This window comes from Cardiobacterium sp. Marseille-Q4385, assembly GCF_916618745.1.
In the GTDB taxonomy this organism is placed as follows: domain Bacteria; phylum Pseudomonadota; class Gammaproteobacteria; order Cardiobacteriales; family Cardiobacteriaceae; genus Cardiobacterium.
The window spans coordinates 2010765-2032227 of the sequence record NZ_OU745373.1; the positions used below are offsets into that span (position 1 = coordinate 2010765).

Annotated in this window: 19 protein-coding genes, 1 tRNA gene, 1 pseudogene and 1 CRISPR repeat array; of the genes and pseudogenes, 9 read left to right on the top strand and 12 right to left on the bottom strand. The window is 59.3% G+C overall.

Going from position 1 to position 21463, the window contains the following annotated elements:
* Window positions 1-11 precede the first annotated feature (11 nt).
* Together phnD and LG374_RS09580 are read right to left on the bottom strand one after the other, a co-directional pair.
* Complete coding sequence (phnD, locus tag LG374_RS09575; RefSeq protein ID WP_370639312.1) at window positions 12-1031, bottom strand: phosphate/phosphite/phosphonate ABC transporter substrate-binding protein; 1020 nt, start codon at window positions 1029-1031, stop codon at window positions 12-14.
* A 454-nt stretch (window positions 1032-1485) separates the two neighbouring features.
* A CRISPR array of direct repeats spans window positions 1486-1794; the repeat unit is 35 nt; unit sequence GTCTTAATCCCTTTGAATCAGGGTCTGTTTTTAAA.
* A gap of 203 nt (window positions 1795-1997) precedes the next feature.
* Window positions 1998-2255, bottom strand: a complete 258-nt coding sequence (locus tag LG374_RS09580) for an SWEET family sugar transporter (protein ID WP_225757482.1) — start codon at window positions 2253-2255, stop codon at window positions 1998-2000.
* A gap of 192 nt (window positions 2256-2447) precedes the next feature.
* Here LG374_RS09580 and LG374_RS09585 point away from each other — a divergent pair, with 192 nt between their 5' ends.
* The 3 genes from LG374_RS09585 (at window position 2448) to LG374_RS09595 (ending at window position 7754) form a co-directional block, all read left to right on the top strand.
* Window positions 2448-2951 (top strand): SMI1/KNR4 family protein, encoded by a 504-nt coding sequence (locus tag LG374_RS09585; RefSeq protein WP_225757483.1) that lies wholly within the window; start codon window positions 2448-2450, stop codon window positions 2949-2951.
* 26 nt (window positions 2952-2977) lie between these two features.
* Window positions 2978-6502, top strand: a complete 3525-nt coding sequence (gene dnaE, locus LG374_RS09590; RefSeq protein ID WP_225757484.1) for a DNA polymerase III subunit alpha — start codon at window positions 2978-2980, stop codon at window positions 6500-6502.
* A 637-nt stretch (window positions 6503-7139) separates the two neighbouring features.
* Window positions 7140-7754 carry a hypothetical protein gene (locus LG374_RS09595; protein ID WP_225757485.1) on the top strand — a complete coding sequence of 205 codons (615 nt, stop codon included), beginning with the start codon at window positions 7140-7142 and terminating at the stop codon, window positions 7752-7754.
* A gap of 76 nt (window positions 7755-7830) precedes the next feature.
* Here the strand turns inward: LG374_RS09595 and LG374_RS09600 are convergent, their stop codons facing one another.
* A complete protein-coding gene (locus LG374_RS09600; RefSeq protein WP_225757486.1) occupies window positions 7831-8268 on the bottom strand; it encodes a CopD family protein in 438 nt (145 codons plus the stop codon).
* 105 nt (window positions 8269-8373) lie between these two features.
* Here LG374_RS09600 and mnmA point away from each other — a divergent pair, with 105 nt between their 5' ends.
* Window positions 8374-9492, top strand: coding sequence for a tRNA 2-thiouridine(34) synthase MnmA (gene mnmA, locus LG374_RS09605; RefSeq protein WP_225757487.1), 1119 nt, complete (start codon window positions 8374-8376; stop codon window positions 9490-9492).
* Window positions 9489-10103: a high frequency lysogenization protein HflD gene (hflD, locus tag LG374_RS09610; protein ID WP_225757488.1), complete on the top strand. Its 615-nt coding sequence runs from the start codon at window positions 9489-9491 to the stop codon at window positions 10101-10103. Before mnmA ends, hflD begins: the two co-directional genes overlap by 4 nt.
* Before the next feature lie 66 nt (window positions 10104-10169).
* On the opposite strand, the gene LG374_RS09615 is transcribed toward hflD, so the two are convergent.
* From LG374_RS09615 to LG374_RS09650, 8 genes and pseudogenes are all read right to left on the bottom strand, one after another.
* Complete coding sequence (locus LG374_RS09615) at window positions 10170-11276, bottom strand: alpha/beta fold hydrolase (protein ID WP_225757489.1); 1107 nt, start codon at window positions 11274-11276, stop codon at window positions 10170-10172.
* Between the two features lie 13 nt (window positions 11277-11289).
* On the bottom strand, window positions 11290-12927 hold the full coding sequence (locus tag LG374_RS09620) for a carboxylesterase/lipase family protein (protein WP_225757490.1): 1638 nt from the start codon (window positions 12925-12927) through the stop codon (window positions 11290-11292).
* Window positions 12928-13038: 111 nt separating this feature from the next.
* Window positions 13039-13644, bottom strand: coding sequence for a flavodoxin (locus LG374_RS09625; protein WP_115612166.1), 606 nt, complete (start codon window positions 13642-13644; stop codon window positions 13039-13041).
* Between the two features lie 42 nt (window positions 13645-13686).
* A complete protein-coding gene (locus LG374_RS09630) occupies window positions 13687-14682 on the bottom strand; it encodes an alpha/beta hydrolase (protein WP_115612165.1) in 996 nt (331 codons plus the stop codon).
* Window positions 14683-14749: 67 nt separating this feature from the next.
* Window positions 14750-15109 (bottom strand): nuclear transport factor 2 family protein, encoded by a 360-nt coding sequence (locus LG374_RS09635; protein ID WP_225757491.1) that lies wholly within the window; start codon window positions 15107-15109, stop codon window positions 14750-14752.
* A 24-nt stretch (window positions 15110-15133) separates the two neighbouring features.
* On the bottom strand, window positions 15134-16093 hold the full coding sequence (locus LG374_RS09640) for an alpha/beta hydrolase (RefSeq protein ID WP_225757492.1): 960 nt from the start codon (window positions 16091-16093) through the stop codon (window positions 15134-15136).
* 163 nt (window positions 16094-16256) lie between these two features.
* Window positions 16257-17105 (bottom strand): aldo/keto reductase, encoded by an 849-nt coding sequence (locus LG374_RS09645; protein WP_225757493.1) that lies wholly within the window; start codon window positions 17103-17105, stop codon window positions 16257-16259.
* A gap of 25 nt (window positions 17106-17130) precedes the next feature.
* A pseudogene (locus LG374_RS09650) lies at window positions 17131-18112 on the bottom strand (aldo/keto reductase).
* 132 nt (window positions 18113-18244) lie between these two features.
* Here LG374_RS09650 and LG374_RS09655 point away from each other — a divergent pair.
* Entirely contained in the window at window positions 18245-19120 is an 876-nt protein-coding gene (locus LG374_RS09655; RefSeq protein ID WP_225757495.1) for a LysR family transcriptional regulator, read from the top strand.
* Window positions 19121-19513: 393 nt separating this feature from the next.
* On the opposite strand, the gene LG374_RS09660 is transcribed toward LG374_RS09655, so the two are convergent.
* Entirely contained in the window at window positions 19514-20170 is a 657-nt protein-coding gene (locus LG374_RS09660; protein WP_225757496.1) for an ABC transporter ATP-binding protein, read from the bottom strand.
* Between the two features lie 188 nt (window positions 20171-20358).
* Between LG374_RS09660 and LG374_RS09665 the strand changes: the two genes are divergently transcribed.
* The 3 genes from LG374_RS09665 (at window position 20359) to LG374_RS09675 (ending at window position 21462) form a co-directional block, all read left to right on the top strand.
* Entirely contained in the window at window positions 20359-20802 is a 444-nt protein-coding gene (locus LG374_RS09665; RefSeq protein ID WP_225757497.1) for a PepSY domain-containing protein, read from the top strand.
* Between the two features lie 72 nt (window positions 20803-20874).
* Window positions 20875-20951 (top strand) — tRNA-Ile (locus LG374_RS09670).
* Window positions 20952-21090: 139 nt separating this feature from the next.
* A complete protein-coding gene (locus LG374_RS09675; protein ID WP_225757498.1) occupies window positions 21091-21462 on the top strand; it encodes a DUF6394 family protein in 372 nt (123 codons plus the stop codon).
* Window position 21463 lies beyond the last annotated feature (1 nt).

The window sequence follows — 21463 nt, forward strand, 5'->3', positions numbered from 1 at the left end:
CCGTTTATGGCTTATTTCTTCTTGGCGTTTTCGGCTTCATAGCCGCTGCGGTTCAGGCTCTGCCCAGCGGCAATGGCAACCTTGCGTACCAGTTCCCAGTCTTTCTGATAATTGGCGGGGAGGAAGCGGTCGCCGCCCAAGCCTTTCGCCATTTCCGGCGGAATGCGGTACTCAAAGAAACACTCTTTGATTTTTTCCACCAGTTTCGGATCCAGATCGTGCGCATAAGCATAGGCATCAGTCGGGAAAAGCTCGCTGGTGTAGAGGACATTGAAATCATCAGCACCGACCACGCCGCGTTCCGTCATGTGTTGCAGCACGTCGCTGGCGACCGGAGCAGCGTCATAGTCGCCTGACTTCACGCCGAGAATGGACTGGTCGTGTTTGCCGGAATAGACCACCTTGTAATCCTTGTCCGGCGTAAGGCCGAGCTCTGAAAACAGGGCGCGCGGCGCAAGGTTGCCAGTGTTGGAAGAAGGCGAGGTGTGCGCGATGCGCTTGCCTTTCAGATCGGCCAGCTCTTTATAGGGGCTGTCTTTGCGCACAATCATCTTGATGGCGGCGCCTTCCGGACCATTTTCCGTGCCACGGATGGCAAACGGCACGGCCCCCGCGATATTGACCGCGAAATTGGTCGGGCCCGTTGAAAACGCAGCGATGTGCAGACGGCCGGAACGCATCGCCTCAATTTCTGCCGAGTTCGACTGCACGGCGAAGAACACCGTCTTGCGTCCCACGCATTGCGACAAATGACCCATGAACGGCTGGAAGAGCTTTTCATAAACGGTCGGATCCTCCACCGGCGTGAAAGCAAAAATCAGCGTCTTCGGATCGCGGAATTTCTTCGGATCAGACGGCGGGTCGGCGACCATATCCTTGTCGGCATCGCAATAAATCGCATCGAGATCGCCACGGTGCGGACAGGCGTCTTCTTCTGCCAGCGCGGCGCTGGAAAAAGCCAGCCCTGCAGTCGCTAACAGGCTGAGACGAAACATGGGCAGCACATTTTGCTTGGCATGGAATTGCATCATTAGCTCCAAAAAAGTTGTGGGGATAACCCAAACCTTCAGGATTGCCCGGACAAAAAGTGGCGGCAGGCCCACTTCATGCAAGGCATCTGAAAGGAAGGGGGGGACCGCCTGCAAGACAAACGGCAGTGGTGAAATGTGTGGATACGATTGGTTATTATCAACACATTGCAACACTATATGCACATTATAGCCACAAAGAATTGCAGAAAGGAAGGGGAAAATCCACAGAAAAAGCGCGCCAACCTAACGTCTTGCCACAGCCACACGACAAACACCGCACCAACCCCGCTTGACCGACATCAAAACCGCCGCGTTATTCCGCTTGGCGGGCCCAGTATTTACGTCGCTTAGCGAGGCCAGTATTTACACCGCTTGACGGCTGATGCCTATCCATACCGATGCTCGATACAAATGCCCCACCGCCAAACAAAAAAGACACAGCTTGCGCTGTGTCTGAATTATCCCTTTGCATCAGGGTCTGTTTTTAAACTGCACGATCTGCTCTCTACCGTCGATCCGACGTGTCTTAATCCCTTTGAATCAGGGTCTGTTTTTAAACGCGAATTTAGCCAGGCATGGGAGCCGGATAAGGGGTCTTAATCCCTTTGAATCAGGGTCTGTTTTTAAATAAATTGATCCTGAGAAAGGGATCATCAGATTTGGTCTTAATCCCTTTGAATCAGGGACTGTTTTTAAACAAGAAATTCCCCAAGAAGGCTGGAATGATGTCTTAATCCCTTTGAATCAGGGTCTGTTTTTAAACCTGTGGGGTGCTGGATTTTCTTTTCTTATCAATTCTCTGCAAAACAGCTTTCCAATTTTTTTCTTGTCGCCAAAGCTGTCTCATTTTTTCACTCCTGCCGTATTTTTTATCTTCTGCCGACGCGCCTATGCTACGCCTCTTGTCGGCGGCGTCAATGCGCCGTGTCCTGCCCGACGGTCTTTTCGTCGTTGTCGCTGCGGGGGTTACAGACTGGTGATGCAGGTGATGAGCCCCAATACTACGCCCGGCGAGTTGGCAATGGCGATCGGCCAGTCGCGTTGTTTTTTGAAAAGGCCGTACGCCACCCACAGGGTGCAGTTAATGGCGGCACATAATGGCTGGATCGGATTGCCCTTGTGTCCGGCCAAGTTGGCTTGAATTTGAAAGATATAGGATGTGTACATACAGATGGAAGCGATGGTGGCGACGGTAGCCAAGATACGGATCTGTTTTTCGTTCATAAAGTAGTCCTCAGGTAGTCCTCTAATAGATAGGTGGTAATTTTGGGATGCTCAGTGTAACACTGTGCCCACCCCGTGCAGGGCGTGCCCCGGACGCGTATCATGCCGGCCTTCATTTTCCGGCGGCGACGGTCGCCAAGCGGGATAACTTCGCGCTTTGTTGCCGTCCACAATCCAGTTAAAGAACCCATCATGTTTACAGACATCATCAATGGCCTGTTTGCCGACTATGACGAAAGCTTCCACAGTGCACAGGCGGTGACCCCCGAACGGGTCGCGCAGGTGGAAGCGGCACTCGGCTATCCTCTGCCTGCCAGCTACATCGCCCTTATGACACTGCACAACGGTGGCAGTTTGAGCCGCTATATCTACTGCTACCTTGAAGAAGACGGTAGCGAGAGTGAGCTGCTGGTGCGTGGCATCAGCGGCATCGGTTTCGACGGTAATTCCACCCTGTGTGGCGCCTGCGGCAGCCGCTTTTGGGAAGATCCGGACAACTGGGGCTATCCCCCTATCGGCATTTACTTCGCCGAAGAAGACAGCGGACATGGACTGTTCGCGCTGGATTACCGCAACCTCCCTGCGGATGTTGAACCGCCCGTGGTGAACATCTATCACGGCAGCATGACCATCACCCGGATTGCCGCCAATTTCGCCGAATTCGTGCGCTGCCTGAGCGGCGATGACGATAACTGACACCTGCTAACCGAGACTCCGCCACCATGACCTACACCGCCCTGCACAACCACAGCGAATACTCCCTCACCGACAGCATCCTGCGCATCGAAGACATCGTTGCCTTCGCCAAAGCGCAGGGGGCGGAAGCCGTCGCGCTCACCGACCGCAACAACCTCTACGGCGCGCTCAAACTCTACAAAAAAGCGCGGGCGGCGGGCATCAAGCCTGTCATCGGCTGCGACCTCACCATTCGGGATGCCGACGGCAGCGACAACCAGCTCGTCCTTCTTGCGCAGGATCACGCGGGCTTCATCCACCTCTGCGAACTCGTCAGCGCCGCCTACCAATACGACCAAGATACGCAGGGCATCGCCGTGCACATCGACCGCCTCACCGCCGAACAATGCAGCGGCCTCATCGCGCTTTCCGGCGGCCTTTCCGGCGATCTTGGCCGCTTCCTGCGCCGCAACGATCTCGCCGCTGCCGAAGCCCGCGCCACACACTGGCAGCGCATCTTCCCTGACCGTTACTACCTGCAAATCGCCCGCCACGGCGAAGCGGGCGAGGCGGAATATGAAGAACTCTGCCGGACGCTGGCGGGCAAACTCGGCCTCGCGGCGGTCGCAACCAACCTCGCCTGCTTCGTGAATGCGGACGACTACGACAACCACGACATCCGCGTCTGCATCAGCGGCGGCTGGCAGCGCAGCGACGCCAAACGCCCGCACGACTACAACCGCCGCAACCACCTCAGCACCAACGACGAAATGGCGGAACGCTTTCATGATGCCCCCGAACTGCTCGCCAACAGCAACGCCATCGCCACCAGATGCAACCTCGAACTCACCCTCGGCAAAAACTACCTGCCCGACTTCCCGCTGCCGCAAGGGGTGGCCATTGAAACCCACCTCATCGAACAGGCAAAAAGCGGCCTCGAAGCGCGTCTCGCAAAACTCTTCCCCGACCCTGCCACGCGCGCGGAAAAACGCCCGCCCTACGACGCCCGTCTTGACATCGAACTCGGCGTCATCAACCAAATGGGCTTCCCCGGCTATTTCCTCATCGTCGCCGACTTCATCCAGTGGGCGAAAGACCAGCACATCCCCGTCGGCCCCGGGCGCGGCTCCGGTGCCGGCTCCCTCGTCGCCTACGCCCTGAAAATCACCGACCTCGACCCGCTCGCCTACGACCTCTTCTTCGAACGCTTCCTGAACCCCGAACGCGTCTCCATGCCTGACTTCGACGTGGATTTCTGCATGGAACGCCGCGACGAAGTCATCGAATACGTCTCGAAAAAATACGGTGCACAACGCGTCTCGCAAATCGCCACCCACGGCACCATGGCCGCCAAAGCCGTGCTGCGCGACGTCGGGCGCGTCCTCGGCATCCCCTATCCCACCGTGGACCGCCTTGTCGCCACCGTCCCGCCCGTCCTCGGCGTTACCCTGCCCGATGCCCTCGGCCAGAGCGCCAAAAGCAAAGACAAGCCCGAACTGCGCTCAGACGCCATGCAGGACATCTACAACACAGACGAAGACATGCGCGAAATCATCGACATCAGCCTCGCCCTCGAAGGCCTGACGCGCAACGTCGGCAAACACGCGGGCGGCGTCGTCATCGCCCCAACCAAACTCACCGACTTCTCGGCGCTCTACAGCGAAAGCGCGGGCGCGGCGATCGCCACCCAATTCGACAAAGACGACATCGAAGCCGTCGGCCTCGTCAAATTCGACTTCCTCGGCCTGCGCACCCTTACCGTCATCGACTGGGCGCTTGACCACATCAACCGCCGCCGCGCCCGCGAAGGCGAGCCGCCGCTGGACATCAGCACCCTGCCGCTGGACGACCCCGCTACCTACAAACTGCTGCAATCCACCCACACCACCGCCGTCTTCCAGCTTGAATCCAGCGGCATGAAAGAACTCATCCGCAAACTCAAACCCGACACCTTCGAAGACATCATCGCCCTCGTCGCCCTCTTCCGCCCCGGCCCGCTCGGCTCCGGCATGGTGGACGACTTCATCAACCGCAAACACGGCCTCGCCGAAGTCGAATACCCGCACCCCGACCTCGAAAACATCCTGAAAACCACCTACGGCGTGATGGTTTACCAAGAACAAGTCATGCAAGTCGCGCAAAAACTCGCCAACTACAGCCTCGGCGAAGCGGACAACCTGCGCCGCGCGATGGGCAAAAAGAAAGCCGAAGAAATGGCGCGCAACAAAAACATCTTCGTCAGCCGCGCCGTCGAACGCGGCGTGCCGGAAAAACAGGCGACCGACATCTTCGACCTCATGGCCAAATTCGCCGAATACGGCTTCAACAAATCACACAGCGCCGCCTACGCCCTGCTTTCCTACCAGACCGCCTGGCTCAAAGCACACTACCCCGCCGAACTCATGGCAGCCGTGCTCACCTCCGAAATCGAAAAAATCGACAAAATCGTGCGCTTCACCAACGAAGCGCGCGACATGGGCCTCACCGTCATCCCGCCCTGCATCAACCGCTCCCAATACGCCTTCACCGTCAGCGACAAAGGCGAAATCATCTATGGCCTCGGCGGCGTCAAAGGCGTGGGCGAAGCCGCCATCCACATCCTCCTCGAAGAACGCGAAAAACACGGCGACTACACCTCGCTCGAAGACCTCTGCCGTCGCCTCGATCTCAAAAAACTCAACCGTAAAACCCTGGAAACCCTCATCTGCGCCGGTGCCTTCGACAACATCGAACCCAACCGGGGCGCGCTCTTTGCCGCCGTCGAACAAGCCATCCGCCTTGCCGAACAGCACCACCGCAACCGCGACCAGGGTCAGGGCGACATGTTCGGCCTCTTCGGCAGCGACGACACCCCGCCCGGCCTCATCCTCAACCCCGCCGAACGCTGGGAACTGCGCGACACCCTCACCGCCGAAAAACAAACCCTCGGCCTCTACCTCAGCGCCCACCCCATCGACGAAGCGCGCGACACCCTGCTGCAAATCAGCCGGGGCAAAACCATCGCCGCCCTGCAAGAAAACATGGAAAACTGGCAACGGCCAACCCGACGGGGTGACGCCATCGAAGTCCTGCTCACCGGCGTCGTCATCGAAGCACGACACATGACCAGCAAAAAAAACGGCAGCCCAATGGCGTTCATTACTCTGGACGACCGCAGCGCGCGCCAGGAAATCGGCGTCTTCGGCGAAGCGGCAGAAAAATACCGCGAGCTTTGCCAAAACGACAACATCCTCATCATCCGGGGCAAAGCCGACTACAACCCCTACAAAGAAGAATGGCGCATCAACGCCGACGCCATCTACGACTACTACGAAGCGCGCTACAGCCTGCTGCAAAAACTCGACATCCACCTGAACGCCGCCGACGTCAACCGCGACACCTGGCAACAACTCAAAACCGCGCTCGACCCGCTTGCCGATAAACAGGGCGTGCGCATCAGCATCACCCTGCACGCGGACGACATCCACGCCAAAGGCAGCCTGCACCTGCCCGCGCACTACCGCATCGGCCACGAACAAATGCAGCACCTGAACGCCTTACTGAACCACCCGCCGATGCAGCGGCATTACTGAAACAAGCGCAGGACGAACGCAGGGCGGGCTTCAGCCCGCCAAAAACAAACCCCGCAGCGACAAAATCCCGCAACCATCCCGCTTGGCGGGGTCAGAATTTACCTCGCTTGGCGGCTTTTGCAGACAGCACGGCGACGCAACGACAGCAGAAAAACGTAGAGACGCTGCCTGCAACGTCTCAAAAAACAAGAAGCCCGTGGTTATCCCGCTTGACGGCTGCCCGCGAGGCCAGTGTTCGCCCCGCCTAGCGTGCACCAAATCCTGAACCTTGTACGGAAAGAATCCCTTCCCCCGCTTGCGGGGGAAGGTGGCCGAAGGCCGGAAGGGGGAATACAAACCCAGCGTTTATCCTGCCTGGCGGCCACTCACAAACCCAGCATTTATCCCGCTTGGCGGCCGCCCCAAAACCCAGCATTCATCCCGCTTGGCGGCCATCCACAAACCCAGTAATTATCCCGCTTGGCGGTTTCCACTAGCACGATGATGCTACGCAGAAAGGAAAACGTAGAGACGTTGCCTGCAACGTCTCCAGCCAAAATTTCCGAAGCCCGCATTGATCTCGCTTGACGCGGGTCCAGTATTGACGCCGCTTGGCGGCGATACAATCCCCCTCCTTTTCCATCACCACGGAGCCACCATGACCGAAACCTTCCCCGCCTTCTTCGCTGCCGCCCCGACCCTGCGCGTGCGTGACCCGCTTGCCGCTTTCCTCGGCGCCGCCCAGGACGGTATCCTTGAATACCACTACGCCGATGCAGTGCGTCTTGCCGGGCATTCCTGCCCCACCGTCGCCGGTGCCTATCTGCTCACCCGGCGCGGCCTGCGCGCCCTCTATGGCGACACTTTGCCCGAGCGCGGCGGCATTGCCGTGCAGATGCGCGACAGCCGTGATAGCGGCACAACGGGCGTTATCGCTGCCGTCGCTACCCTGCTCGCCGGTGCGGCAGCGGAAACCGGCTTTGGCGGCATTGGCCCTGCCGCCCGCTTTACCCGTCGCGACCTGCTGGATTACGACGCCCCCATCCGTGGCCTGATGGCCCTGCGCCGCCTTGATAACGGCGCCAGCGTCGAACTCGAACTCAACGCCGCCGTCGTGCCCTTCCCGGCGGAAATGCAAAGCCTGATGCCGAAAGCCGTCAGCGGGCAGGCAACGCCGGACGAACTCGCCCGCTTCGGCGAACTGTGGCAGGGACGCGTGCGTGCCATGCTGCTTGAGCACGCCGATGATCCCGAACTCCTGCAAATCCTCTGAACCTTCGCGCCATCTGCCGCCAGCGCATAAAAAAACGTGCCGGAAATCCGGCACGTTTTTTAACAAGCATCCGTTCTCAAAACGGCTTCAAACTGGCAAGCAGCACAATGCCAATCAGCGCCAGGCTCGGCACCTCGTTGAAATAGCGGTAGAACACATGATTGCGGCGGTTTTGCCCGGCGGCAAACGCGCGGTTCATCCGTCCGCAGACAAATTGATACACGACCAGCCCGGCGACCAGCAGCAACTTCGCATGCAGCCAACCCTGTCCTTTCAGGAAGGCCCAGCCGCCCGCCCACAAGAGCAGACCACCGAAAACCAGCGTAAAGCCCATGCCGATATGGCCGATGATATAAAGCTTGCGCTCCATCACGCAGAAGCGCCGCATCGACGCCGTATCCCCCTCGCTCTGCGCCATCGCGTGATACACATACAGACGCGGCAGATAAAACAGCTCCGCAAACCAGCACACCGCGCCGATAATATGCAGCGCCTTCCAGGTCAAATAAATCATAAAAGCCTCATGGATGAAGTTATAGAAAGGCGCGCAGTGTAACCCTGCCCGTTGCCATAAAGAAGCCGCGTTACAATACCGCCCGTTCCCCTAACCATTACCCCCATGCACCACAACTACCTCCCCCCGAAAACCGCCAAAATCGCCGTCGGCATCTCCGGCGGCGTAGATTCCTCCGTCACCGCTTACCTGCTCAAAGAAGCGGGCTACGACATCTTCGGCATCATCATGAAAAACTGGGAAGAGACATATAGCAGCGGCTACTGCACCCTCGAAGAAGACCTGGAAGACGCCCGCGACATCTGCGAAACCATCGGCATCCCGCTTTACACCGTGAACTTCGTCGCCGAATACCACGAGCGCGTCTTCAAACACTTCCTCGCCGAATACCAGGCCGGGCGCACGCCGAACCCGGACGTCCTCTGCAACCGCGAAATCAAATTCGCCGAACTCGCCCATTATGCCGCTGCTCACGGCGCTGACTACCTCGCGACCGGGCACTACGCGCGGCGCGGCGAACACGCGGGTGCCCCCGCCCTCTACAAAGGCGTAGACGGCAGCAAAGACCAAAGCTACTTCCTGAGCCAAATCACCCCCGGCCAACTCGCGCGCGCCATCTTCCCGCTCGGCGGCCTCGCCAAAAGCGAAGTGCGCCGCATCGCCGAACAAGCCGGACTCGTCACCTACGACAAAAAAGACTCCACCGGCATCTGCTTCATCGGCGAGCGCCCCTTCCGCGACTTCCTCAGCACCTACCTGCCGACCAAGCCCGGCAAAATCATCACCGTACAAGGCGCATGGATCGGCGAACACATCGGCCTGATGTACTACACCATCGGCCAGCGGCAGGGGCTGGGCATCGGCGGCGTCGCTGGCGCCAGCGAAGAACCGTGGTACGTCCTCGACAAAAACCTGGCCGACAACACCCTCATCGTCGGCCAGGGCGAACACCCGCTGCTCTACCACCAGGCACTGACTGCCCGCCAACTCTCCTGGCTGAACGAAGCGCCGCAAGAAAACCACATCTACACCGCCAAAACCCGCTACCGCCAGGAAGACCAACCCTGCCGCATCCAGTGGCGCGGCGACGACGAAATCCACGTCGCCTTCGCCCAGCCACAACGCGCCGTCACCCCCGGCCAATACCTCGTCCTCTATGATGGCGACCGCTGCCTCGGCGGCGGCGTCATCGAAGCCCGCCACCAGACCGCAGAAACCCCATGAAGCACACCGACACCGAAGCCCAGGCCTGGGCACTTGCCGCCCTTTTCCTCGCCATTGACCGCCTGCGTGCCGCTGCCGAGCGTGGCGAGATTGATGACGCTGCCGAACTCACCCTCATCCCCAGCCTGCTGCGCACGAACGCCGCCGACATCGCCGACTACTACGGCGAACCGCATGACCCGCTCACGCGTGGCCGCGACGCCTTCCTGCGCGTCTTTAACGGCAAAAACGACCAGCAGGGCCTGCGCTACAGCGCACAAATCCTGCACGTCGAAAAACGCCTCGCCAAGAATCCCGCCCTGATGGCACTGCTGCAGACCCGCCTGCAAGACGCGCGCCGCCAGGCCGAACACTTCCCGCCGAACCATCCCAACCTCCTCGCCGGCCTCGCCACCACCTATCAGGACACCGCGAGCCAGGCAGCGGGGAAAATCATGGTCATCGGCCGCCCCGAATACCTCCAGCAAACAGAAACCATCAACCGCGTCCGCACCTTGCTCCTCTGCGGCGTCCGCGCCGCCAGCCTGTGGCGCGCCTACGGCGGCAACCGCTGGAACCTCCTCTTCGCGCGGCGCAAACTGGAAGAGGCCCTGCGCGGGCTGGCATTCTGACGGCCTGCACACAGCAAAAGCCCCTCCCCATTATTGGGGAGGGGCTTTTTTATCCCGTCTGGCGGTTTAATCCAGCCCTTTTTCGTGCAGCCAGTGCGCGATGTGGTCGGCGACTTGTGCGTTATTCAGGTCGCTGAACAGGAAGTGGGTGTTGCCCTTGATGCCGACTTTCGGCAGGTGGACGAGTTCGGCCTTGCCGCCGTGTTTGTTGACCGTATCGACGAACTGCTGCGCCATTTTCATGCGGATATGCCATTGCTCGCCGCCCTGCGTGCCGTCGAGGTGGTCGGGAATAAAGTCGCCAAAGTAGATGACGATAGGGATGCGGGTCAGTTTGGCGAATTGTTCCGGTGGCACGGCGAGCGGGGAAACGTCGCCGAATTTACTTTCCAGTTTCGGTGGTGCTTCGCCCTCAGGAAAGTAGAAGGCGCCCGGCTCGATAGCGATGATGCCTTGTACCTTGTCGCTTGCCATTGCCGTCGTCCAGCCGATGATGCCGCCTGCCGAATGGGTCACGAATACGCCGCCGCCGGTTTTGGCGAAGAGTTGGCTCATGCTGTCGGTAATCACGCCAACGTCGAAGCTGCCGGTGTCCGGCGTCATCATGCGGAAGAATTGTGCTTGCGCCGCCGGGTCTTTGGGGAAAGCGACGCCGTCGTTCATGTTGGGGTAGACGCCGATGCGGAATTGCGCGTACCAGAACTGGTCGTCCGGTGTCGCGCTCAGTTCGGCGGCGACGGTGCTTTGTCCCGCCTGCCCGCGTCGCGGCTGATCAACGAGATAGACGGGGTAGTGTTTGCGCAGGAAGAGTTCGTTGAAGCCGGCTCTGCCATCCGGCGTGGTCATCCAGCCGCGTGCCGACTGGCCGTAGCCGTGCAGGAAGACGAGCGGCGTTTTTTTGGCGTCGACCGGGATTTGGTAGAAGACGCTGGCGTGGTCGCCGTGCAGGGTCATGCCGCCGGCGGCCACAGCGGCTTTATGCGCGTCCCAGAATGCCCCGCCGCTGCGCTTGGCAATGCTTTCGGGAATCGGGGTGTAGCTGCCCGGCGAGGTTTTGACGGTGCCGCCAATGGCAAAGCTGCCCTGTTCGGCAAGGGTGAGCGGTGCGGCGGTGGCTTGGATAGCGAAGCCGATAGCGGCAATGGCGGCGAGGAGGGCGGTTTTGGGCTTCATGGTTTTTCCTTGCTTAGAAATTCAGGTTCGGGGCGAGTAAACGCTGCAATTTTTCGTCGTGATGGGCTTTGACTTCCGGCTGGTTATCGAAAATCATCGTTTTGCCGTTTTCGGGTGTGTAGGCGTCCCATTGCGGCAGGCCTTCACCGTTGGGGTTGCCGGTTTTGGCAAAGTTCGTCCACGCACGGCTCATTTTGTCGGCAAGCGCCTGCGCTGCTTGGCCGCCACCGGTGGCTTGTGCCATTTTTTGGATGTTGTTGAACACAAACGCGATTTCCGAGGTGTGGTAGCTCATCGGCACGCCATTGAACACCGGGGTATCCCACGCGAACAGGTAGTTGTATACCGGGGCGCCGAGCTGTTCGGCTTTGATGCGGGCGGTTTTTAATGCAGGGGCACGCAGGAAGCTATCCACATAGAGGGCGTCCGCCTTCAAGCGGTTGGGGTAAGCCGCTTGAAAGGCATTTACGACGGCTTCGGTCTGCTTGCCATATTTGCTTTGCAAACGCTTGTTGACTTCGGCCTCACTCCAGGTGAAGCGGTTGCTTTTTTGTGCGTTTGCCAGATCCAGTTGCAGCGGGAAGCTTTCCCATTCGGCAAAGTTGGAGCCGATGAGCAGCGGTATGTCTTTGGCGATATCGGGATATTTTTCGCCTACCGGTTCTTGCGGAATCAAGCGCCCGTCCAGGCTCGGCGCCCAGGAAAGTCCGTAGCCCCCCGTGCCGCGTACCGGCGTGATTTTTTGTTCTTCGGCGGTTTGTTTCAGGGCTTTGTTGGCCGCATCGTTGATTTGATTCGGGGTAAAGCCATTCAGTTTGGCGAGACTGTTTTTGTCCACGCCCAGGTTTTTCAGCGTCAGCTCGGTTACGCGCTGCGACGTTTTTTGCGGGGTCAGGGTCATCCCTATTTTTTCCACCGCACCGCTTTGCACCACCGCTTTATGGAACAGGCCCTTGGCACTTGGCATGGCCATCAGGGTCAAGACTTTCGCCCCGCCGCCCGATTCGCCGAAGATGGTGACGTTATTCGGGTCGCCGCCGAATTGGTCGATATTGGCTTTTACCCATTCCAGCGCCGCCACCAGGTCTTGCATGCCCACGTTGGTGGAATCTTTGTATGGCCCGCCGTATGCGGATAAATCCAGATAGCCCATCGCGTTCAGGCGGTGATTGACCGATACCACGACCACATCGCCTGTGCGCGCCAGGTTTTCGCCGTCATAGCTGTGCAAGTCGTTGGATGCGCCTGATTGGAAACCGCCGCCGTGAATCCACACCATGACCGCCCGTTTGTCGCCGTCGTTTTTCTTCGGCGCCCAAATGTTCAGGTTCAGGCATTGTTCGCTTTCAGGCATTTCGGAGCCGGCAAAGAAGAAAGAGCGCCCGCCCATCGGCACCTGCGGGCAAACGTCGCCATAGGTCAGGGCCAGTTTTTCGCCCTGCCAGTTCGCCACTTTTTGCGGCGGCATGAAGCGGGCAGCAGTGGCATACGGAATGCCCTTGTAGGTCAGGATGTCGCGGTGGATATAGCCTTGCACCGTGCCGCTTTGGGTTTGCACGACGGCGATGCCGTTGCCGGCCTGTATGGCGTCGGCGTGGGCAAAAGCAGGCAGGGCCAGGGTGATGGCTAGGGTAAGTAGGTGCTTTCTCATAAGCGCTCCTGTCATGGGTAAAGGGTGGAAGCGGCGGGTAGTGCGTGGCAACAGTGGCGGGCCAAGCGCTTTTTCCAGCACGTCGCTGTTTCAGGCAGCCTGGTGAACGTGTCAGGGGGCGGCGAGCCCTGTTTCCATCAGCCATTTTTGCAAGACGCCCTCCAACTGCCCCGGGGCATGGACGACATTCATGGTCAGCGGCAAACCGCTTGTGAAATGGCCGTTGCGGATTTGCTGCGCCAAGGCGTCGCGCATTTTTTCGTCGTGGTCGTAAAAGGTCCAGAACACATAGACGTTTTTGCCTTGGAAATCCAACTGCGACAGCAGGGTCTGCATCGGGTTGGCGATGGTGCGCCCCCACACCGGAATGCCCAGAATCACCTGCTGGTAACGGTCGATATTCGGTATTTTCGTGATAAGTGGCGGCAGGATGCCTTGTTCCTGCTCGGCTTTCGCCACGTCCCACGCTGCCCACATATCGCGGTCGTAGATGGTTTTCGGCTTGATTTCGTAGGTGTCGGCGCCGGTCATTTTGGCCAGCCGTTGGGCGATGCTGTGCACCGTGCCGGTGTGGGAGTAGTAAACAATCAAAGTTTTGCTCATGGTTTTGTGTCCTGTCGGGGCGGGGCGGTCTGCCGCAGCGGCATTGATGCCGAATGCTGCTGACAACGCTGCAATGCCGCCCGCTGTTATGAGGTTTCTGCGTAATTTGTTCATGTGTGTTCCTTTCCTGTCGTCCGCCAAGAGCGACAGGTTTGTTTACAGGTTCTTGCCGAAAAAGTCCTTCAGCTTGGCGCTGATTTCTTTGACGTATTCCGGTTGCCAGTAGGTCTGGATGTGGCTTGCGCCTTTGACGAGGAAGAGTTCTTTGTTGGCTGTGCCGCTGGCGTTTTTGAAGACTTCTTCGCTCATGTAGAGGCTGTCGGCCTTGTCGCCGGCAATCATCAAGAGCGGCTGGTTAATCAAATCCACATTGGTGTTGACGTCGAAGGTCATCAGGTCTTGCAGGCTGCTCAAGGTGTAGTTGGTCTGCGAGTTCGGGTGGGCGTGCGTCTGCGCGTAATACTCGTAGCCCTCGCGGTACATTTCATAGGGCAGTGCGGCGACTTTTTCCTTGCTCATGCCTGCCGCAAAGGCCGGGGAATACTGCACTTCGCCGCCCGCCACTTCCTGAGCGCGGGCGGCAGCGGCCTGTGCCAGGCGCTCCTGAATGGTGTCGGTTTGTGAGCGCATGAAACCGTTGCGCCGTGCGTCGCCACTGTTGAACATCGACACGGTCGCCACCGCCTTGAAGCGCTTGTCGCTTTGCGCCGCCTTGATGGTGTAGCCCCCGCCGCCGCAGATGCCGAGCACGCCGAGGCGCTTTGCGTCCACGCCCTGGTACTGACTGATGTAGTCGGCAGCGGCGCGGATGTCTTCGATGCGGAACTGTGGTTTGTCGATATAGCGCGGCTTGCCGCCACTCGCGCCCTGATAGGCGGCGTCAAAAGCGATGGTGACGTAGCCTGCCTCCGCCAGTTTTTGTGCGTATAGCCCCGCGACCTGCTCTTTCACGCCGCCGTTGGGGTGGGCAACAACGATGGCGGGGTAGCTTTTTGCCGGGTCGAAGTTGGCGGGCGTATAGACGTTCGCCGCCGCTTCGATGCCGTTGGCTGGGTAATGCACGGTGTGCAGGTTGACTTGGCCCTTGACGTTTTCGCGGATGGCGCCGTCGTAGGTGAGGGTGAAGGGGTTGGCTTTGTAATTAGCGGCCATGGTAGCTCCTGTGGTGGTGAGTAAAACAAGGGAAAGCAGGATGGTGCGTAACTGCACGGGGCAATCCTCAGTAGATGATGCGGGTGTAGGCCATCGCCGCCAGTCGCCAAGCGGTGTCCTGTTGCCCCCAGGTTTCGGTAACAACAAAGGGGTTGGTCACGGTTTCGCCGTTCACCACGGCGGTGAGGCGGATTTTGTTGAGCGGGACGGCGGTCGTGCCGATAAGGCGCACGCTCTGCTCTTCCACGTCCAGCTTTTTGAGCCGAATCAGGCTGCCGATGGCGTCGAGTTCCTGCGTTTTGTCGAGGGTCGCGCCCATGTGGACGAACACGGCGGCATCGTCAATCAGCGGCGCGGCGGCGGCTTTGTCGGCTTGCAACAGGGCGTGCCAGAGGCGGGCGGAGAGGTTGGGGATATCCGGTGGCATAAAGATTCTCCTGAAGGGCGTGGATTAGCGCATCTGTTTTTGCCAAAACGCCAGCGCGTCTTTCTCCCAGCCAGCGGCGGATGTGCCGCTGCCGAGGGCGAAACCGTGGCCGAGGCGGGGGTACTCGTGAAATTCGGTGGGCACGCCCATCGCTTTGAGCTGTTCGATACGGTGGCGCATGACGTGTGGTGCGGCAATGCCGTCGTTTGCGCCCACGGCGGCAAAAGTGGCGGGTTCGCCAGCGCGGTTGATATCGCTGTGCCCCGTGTACAGCATGATGACGCTCAAGGGTTTGGACGGTTCGCGTTCGCCGAAAGCCTGCGTGCTATAAGAGCCAATGGCTGCCGCCATTCGCGCACCGGCGGACGCCCCCCAGACGGAATAGCCGTTTGGATTGACCTTGAGCGCGGCGGCGTTTTCGCGCACAAACGCTACCGCCCGCGCCATATCCTGCGTGGCCGCCTGCCCGCCCGCGCCGGCACGGTATTTCACTACGAAGGCGTTATAGCCCTGTGCCGCCACGCGCTTGGCGATGGGGAAGCCCTCGTGCAGCGAACCGACGTAGGCAAAACCGCCGCCCGGCGCAATTATGGCAAAGGGGGCGTTGTCCCTGCCCTTGAACATGAAGATGCCGGTGTGACGTTTGCCCGGGTCGCGGCGTTTGTCGGCTTCGGCATAAATCTCGTAAAACACCGTCTTGCTCCGCGCCCGCTGCGCCGCCATATGGTTGAGCGTTTCGACGATCTCTGCGGGATGAATGTGGCTGTGATACGGCATCAGCTCCGCCACGCGGTTAAGCGGCAGATCGGGCGGCTCGCGGCCGTCGTCCCACGGCAGCAGGCGCTCGGCAAAACCCTGAAAAGCGGGCTGGGCGAGGACATCGCGGATGGTGCTGTCTGTGCTCAGCGGCTGGGCGTGGAGCGGCGCCATGACCGCACTGCCGCACAGCAGGGTGGCGAGCAGCATTGAACGATTTTGTTGCATATAACCTCGTAAAAACCGCCGGCAAACGATGTAGGAAAATAGATTCGGCAAGGATAACCACCGCGTTTGTGCGGGTAAACCGTCTATTCGTGCATGAAGCGTTAAGCAGCAGCGGACAATTGTTGGGTAAAAATGTCAGGCGGATGAATACTGGCGGTCGAACTTATACGCCAAACACCCATTCCTTGAACTGGCGCACCATCGCCGGGTCGGTGTGGCTGATGATTTGGCTTTTGCCCACATCCAGCGTGGCGATTTGCGCCTTGTCGTCAGCGTCCAAGGTGAAGTCGAAGACGGCAAGGTTCTCCGCCATGCGTGCCGGCTTGGTGGATTTGGCGAGCACGACGATGCCGCGTTCGATCAGCCAGCGGGTGATGATCTGGGCGATGCTTTTACCGTGTTTCTTGGCGATGGCGGCGAGCACCGGGTTTTCAAAGATGCCGAATTTGCCTTCGGCGAACGGCCCCCACGCTTCAGGGACGATGCCTTCGGCGCGGAGCGTGTCCACTTGTGCCGCCTGCTGGTGGAAGGGGTTGATTTCAATCTGGTCGGCGACAGGCATGACTTTGTTGAAGATGCCAAGGTCGATGACACGGTCGGCGGTGAAGTTGCTCACGCCGATAGCGCGGATTTTGCCTGCTGCCTGGTATTCTTCCAGCGCGCGCCAGGCGCCGTAGATGTCGTTGAAGGGCTGGTGCAGCAGCATCAGGTCGATGTGGCCGCAGTCAAGGCGCGAGAGCGTGCGGTCAAGCGAGCCTTTGGCGGCTTCATAGCCGTAGTTTTCTACCCAGACTTTGCTGGTGATGAAGATTTCTTCACGCGCCACGCCGCTTTGTTTGACGCCCTGCCCGACTTCGGCCTCGTTCATGTAGGCCTGAGCGGTGTCGATGTGGCGGTAGCCTGCTTTGATCGCCTCCGCCACTGCCTGCGCGGTTTCTGCGGGCGGAATCTGGAAGACGCCGAAACCGAGGACGGGGATTTGTACGCCGTTGTTCAAGGTAAAGGTTTGCATGGTGGTGTTCCCTATAAATGGTCAATTAACGATTCACCATCCGCTGCGAGGCGGCGGTGTAGCGGTGGCCGACGATTTCAATACGGCGCAGGGCATCGTCCAGTTCGCCCAAATCGGCGGCAGTCAGAGCAATGTTTGCGGCGGTAAGGTTTTCTTCCAGGCGGTGCTGCTTGGTCGTGCCGGGAATCGGCACAATCCACGGCTGCTGCGCCAACACCCAGGCCAGCGCAATTTGCGCCTTGGTCGCCCCGTGGCGGCGGGCGACGGCATCCATTACTTCAAGCAGCGCAGCGTTGTGTCGCATGGCATCTTTCTGAAAACGCGGGAGGTTCTTGCGGAAATCATCGTCGGCAAGCGGTGTGTCTGTGGTCATCGCTCCGGTCAGGAAACCCTTGCCGAGCGGGCTGAACGGCACAAAGCCGATGCCCAGTTCACGCAATACGGGGAAAACCGCCGCTTCCGGCTCGCGCCACCACAGCGAGTACTCACTTTGCAGGGCGGAAACGGGCTGCACCGCGTGGGCACGGCGGATGGCGTCCGCGCCCGCTTCGGACAGGCCGAAATAGCGCACCTTGCCGGCGGCAATCAGGTCTTTCACCGCACCTGCCACCTCTTCCATCGGCACGGCGGGATCGACGCGGTGTTGGTACAACAGGTCGATGTAGTCGGTATTCATGCGGGCAAGCGACTGCTCAACCACGGCACGGATGCGTTCGGGGCGGCTGTCCAGGCCGTCGGCGACGATGCCGTTTTTGAAACCGAATTTGGTGGCGATGACGACTTCCTCGCGAAACGGCGCCACCGCCTTGCCGACCAGGCGCTCGTTCGCTTCGCCGTAGGCTTCGGCGGTATCGAAAAACTGTACGCCCAACTCAAAAGCGCGGCGGATCAGGGCGATGCCGTCCGCTTCGGGGATGGCCTTGCCATAGCCGTAAGTCAATGTTCATGCAGCCGAGGCCGAGAGCGGAAACAGAGAGGCCTTGCGTGCCGAGTGTTCTGGATTGCATAAGAAATTCCCTGTGGTTGAAAGATAGCGCTAGGATAACGGCCACGTTTGTGCAGATAAACTACCTAAACGCGCACGAACCGTTAAGCAAACGCGGACAATCGCCAGCCGTATCATCACTACGAGAACCCCCATGCGCCGCTTCAACGACATCTACCTCTTCCTGCACGTTGCCCGCTGCGGCAGCTTCACCGCCGCCGCGCAGCAACTGGGCCTGTCCAAGTCCGCCCTCAGCCAAAACATCGCTAGCCTCGAACAGGCGCTCGGCATCCGCCTCTTTAACCGCAGCACCCGCAGCATTGCCCTCACCGCCGCGGGGGAACGGCTGCTCGCGGCCAGCGCCGCGCCCTTCGCCGCCATCGAAGCGGGGCTGGACCGTCTGCGCGAAGACAGCGACGGCGGCCTGGTGCGCATCAACGCCCCACAACTCGCCTGCGACTGGATACTGCTGCCAAAACTGCAACCGCTACTCGCTGCCACCCCGCACATCCGCGTGGAAATCACGGTGGATAACCGCTTCGTGGATATCGTCGGCGAAGGCTACGACCTCGGCGTGCGCCTTGGCGACGACGTGGCAAAAGACATGGTGGCACTGCGCATCTCGCCACCGCTCACCATGACGCTGGTCGCTTCGCCGCAATATTTGCGGGACAACCCGCCGCCGCAGACGGTGGACGATTTGCAGCATCACCGCCTGATCGGCCTGCGCCTGCGCCACGACGACGGCACGCTGCTGCCGTGGGAACTGACGGTGGACGGCGAGCGGCGGGAATACCGCCCGGCGGCGCAAGTCGTGGTCAACCAGGGCAGAAAGCAGGCGGCACTGGCGCACCTCGGCATCACCCAAGTCTCGCTGCCGCTGGTCGCGGACGAACTGGCGCGTGGCGCACTAGTGGAAGTGCTGCCTGCCTGCGCCGTGCAGTACCCGCCGCTCTACGCCTACTACCCTAACCGCAAAGGCCACCCGGCAGCGCTCTTGCAAGTGTTGGCGGCGATCAGGGAAGAATGAACTGGCGAAGCCAAAGCAAAATTTCGCACGAAAAAAGCCCCTCGCCCCGTGGGAATGGTGAGGGTTTGGGGTGAGGGCTAGACCAATCGGCGAAGCGACGAAAAACCAGGATTTATCCCGCTTGGCAGCTTCCTCGCCAACCCCGATCTGCCAGAACGCCCCACTGAACACGTCCGAACGTGCCACCATGTTCGGCGGTGGTGAGAAAGGCTAAGACTATCCGATAAACGGCAGTGACAAAACCGCCCGTAGGGGCGACTTTTTATAGTGGCGGGGCTCCCGTCTGACTGTTCTTCTTACCAAAGAACCTGCCTCGCTGGGGAAGGAACTTTATATGACAAAACGCCGGTGCAAAAAAGCAGGCAAGTTGCCTGCTTTTGCCGTAATCCGGCGCTATTCGATGATTTTGCCGTGTTGCAGCTGAATAATGCGGTCGGTCTGTTGGCCGAGGTCGGGGTTGTGCGTCACCATCACGATGGTGCGCCCCTGTGCGTGCAGTTCGGCGAAGATGTTGAGGACGATGCGCTCGTTTTCGGCGTCGAGGTTGCCGGTCGGCTCGTCGGCAAAGAGGATTTCCGGTTCGTTGATGAGTGCGCGGGCGATGCAGACGCGTTGCTGTTCGCCGCCGGAGAGTTGTTTTGGCAGGTGGCTGCTACGGTGGCCAAGGCCGACGCGTTCGAGCGCGGTCAGCGCCGCTGCCTTGTCGGTCACGCTGTGGTAATACTGCGCCAGCATGACGTTTTCGCAGGCGGTGAGGTAGGGCAGAAGGTGGAATTGCTGGAAGACGAGGCCGATAGTGCGGGCGCGGAAAGTACGGCGGGCTTCTTCGTCGAGTGCGGCAGCGTCGGTACCGTTCAGGAGAACCTGTCCCTCGCTAGGGGTATCAAGGCAGGTGAGGATGTTCATCAGGGTGGTTTTGCCCGATCCGCTTGAGCCCATGATGGCGACAAATTCGCCGCGCGCGACGGTGATGTTGACATCATCCAGCGCGGTGATGTCGCCAAAGCGTTTGTAGAGGTGGACGGTCTGGATGACGGGTTGTGATGACATGGCAGGATTCCTTGATATAAGGGGAAAAGGGGGGGGCCGTAATATAAACAGAGATGAGAGAGGGAATGAGAGAGAAGAGCGGCGAGTATATATCACGCCCTAATGATGAGCAGCTCTTCATTTTATCGTCTGCCTCCGCTCATCTATCTGGCGCTACAATGCCCGCACTTCAACAACCGGAGCGTATCATGCTGAAAAAACAATGGCTGCTGGCAGCGCTTGCCACAATGGCGCTGGCTATGACCAGTCCGGCAGCACTGGCCAAGAAACACCGCATCAGCGCAGAAGAAGCGGCATTCATCGCCAATTCGGTCGTGCAGGGGCGCGTGGTGGATGTGGATTATGAGCGCCGTGACGGTCGTGGTTATTATGAAGTCGAAATCCGCAAAGGCGGTCGCAATTATGAGGTTTATGTGGATGCTAAAACCGGCCGGATAATAGACAGGTATAACAACGATGATATCGAGGTATATCCGGATGATAATGGCGATGTCTATCCTCATACCGACGATAATGTACGGGTTTACCCCGATAGTAATTACGATCCGCACGGTTATTACGGCTATCACGGCAAACACAGACATGGTGACGGTTATTATCGTGACCGTGACGACGATGATGATGATGACTGATGCTGTGCGGGATAAAAGTGGCGTACCCCATTCACAACGGGCGGCAAATCCCGTATGATTCGCGCCTCTTTCGGGCCTGTAGCTCAGTCGGTTAGAGCAGGCGACTCATAATCGCTTGGTCGGGGGTTCAAGTCCCTCCGGGCCTACCAAACAATCCGCCGTTTGCATTGTGCAAACGGCTTTTTTATTGCCCGTTCAAGGTGTTATGCGGCAGTTGCTGTCCCTTTGCAATCCTCCTGCCCGTCGCTGCTAGAATACCGCCGCTTTCCTTTTGATTACGGAGTCCTCATGCGCAGTGAACGTGTCTGGTTCGGCTTTTTTGTCCTTTTGGCGTTGACCCTCAATTTCGGGTTCGTCTATGGCGAAATTAGCAACCCTGAGCATCACGACAAGCTCGAACTGTTCTTTGCTTTTATCATCAGCCTGGTCTGCACCATCATGAAATTCGGCGACCGCTCGCATCTCGGTTCGCTCATGCTCGCTGCCAGCCTCGTCGCCGATGTCCAGCTTTTCTGCGCCGTCTGCGCCTGGACGTTTTCCGTCTCGCTGCTCGAATCGAGCACGATGGCGACTATTGTTTCTTTCACCGCTGGCGCGCTCATCGCCAATATTATCTCGGTGGTGCTGGTCGTCATCGAAGCCGCCACCCTGCGCCGCTGAC

Excerpts from the sequence above, each read along its gene's own strand:
- phnD (WP_370639312.1), bottom strand. The coding sequence starts at position 1,031 with ATGATGCAATTCCATGCCAAGCAAAATGTGCTGCCCATGTTTCGTCTC.
- LG374_RS09580 (WP_225757482.1), bottom strand. The coding sequence starts at position 2,255 with ATGAACGAAAAACAGATCCGTATCTTGGCTACCGTCGCCACCATCGCT.
- LG374_RS09585 (WP_225757483.1), top strand. The coding sequence starts at position 2,448 with ATGTTTACAGACATCATCAATGGCCTGTTTGCCGACTATGACGAAAGC.
- dnaE (WP_225757484.1), top strand. The coding sequence starts at position 2,978 with ATGACCTACACCGCCCTGCACAACCACAGCGAATACTCCCTCACCGAC.
- LG374_RS09595 (WP_225757485.1), top strand. The coding sequence starts at position 7,140 with ATGACCGAAACCTTCCCCGCCTTCTTCGCTGCCGCCCCGACCCTGCGC.
- LG374_RS09600 (WP_225757486.1), bottom strand. The coding sequence starts at position 8,268 with ATGATTTATTTGACCTGGAAGGCGCTGCATATTATCGGCGCGGTGTGC.
- mnmA (WP_225757487.1), top strand. The coding sequence starts at position 8,374 with ATGCACCACAACTACCTCCCCCCGAAAACCGCCAAAATCGCCGTCGGC.
- hflD (WP_225757488.1), top strand. The coding sequence starts at position 9,489 with ATGAAGCACACCGACACCGAAGCCCAGGCCTGGGCACTTGCCGCCCTT.
- LG374_RS09615 (WP_225757489.1), bottom strand. The coding sequence starts at position 11,276 with ATGAAGCCCAAAACCGCCCTCCTCGCCGCCATTGCCGCTATCGGCTTC.
- LG374_RS09620 (WP_225757490.1), bottom strand. The coding sequence starts at position 12,927 with ATGAGAAAGCACCTACTTACCCTAGCCATCACCCTGGCCCTGCCTGCT.
- LG374_RS09625 (WP_115612166.1), bottom strand. The coding sequence starts at position 13,644 with ATGAACAAATTACGCAGAAACCTCATAACAGCGGGCGGCATTGCAGCG.
- LG374_RS09630 (WP_115612165.1), bottom strand. The coding sequence starts at position 14,682 with ATGGCCGCTAATTACAAAGCCAACCCCTTCACCCTCACCTACGACGGC.
- LG374_RS09635 (WP_225757491.1), bottom strand. The coding sequence starts at position 15,109 with ATGCCACCGGATATCCCCAACCTCTCCGCCCGCCTCTGGCACGCCCTG.
- LG374_RS09640 (WP_225757492.1), bottom strand. The coding sequence starts at position 16,093 with ATGCAACAAAATCGTTCAATGCTGCTCGCCACCCTGCTGTGCGGCAGT.
- LG374_RS09645 (WP_225757493.1), bottom strand. The coding sequence starts at position 17,105 with ATGCAAACCTTTACCTTGAACAACGGCGTACAAATCCCCGTCCTCGGT.
- LG374_RS09655 (WP_225757495.1), top strand. The coding sequence starts at position 18,245 with ATGCGCCGCTTCAACGACATCTACCTCTTCCTGCACGTTGCCCGCTGC.
- LG374_RS09660 (WP_225757496.1), bottom strand. The coding sequence starts at position 20,170 with ATGTCATCACAACCCGTCATCCAGACCGTCCACCTCTACAAACGCTTT.
- LG374_RS09665 (WP_225757497.1), top strand. The coding sequence starts at position 20,359 with ATGCTGAAAAAACAATGGCTGCTGGCAGCGCTTGCCACAATGGCGCTG.
- LG374_RS09675 (WP_225757498.1), top strand. The coding sequence starts at position 21,091 with ATGCGCAGTGAACGTGTCTGGTTCGGCTTTTTTGTCCTTTTGGCGTTG.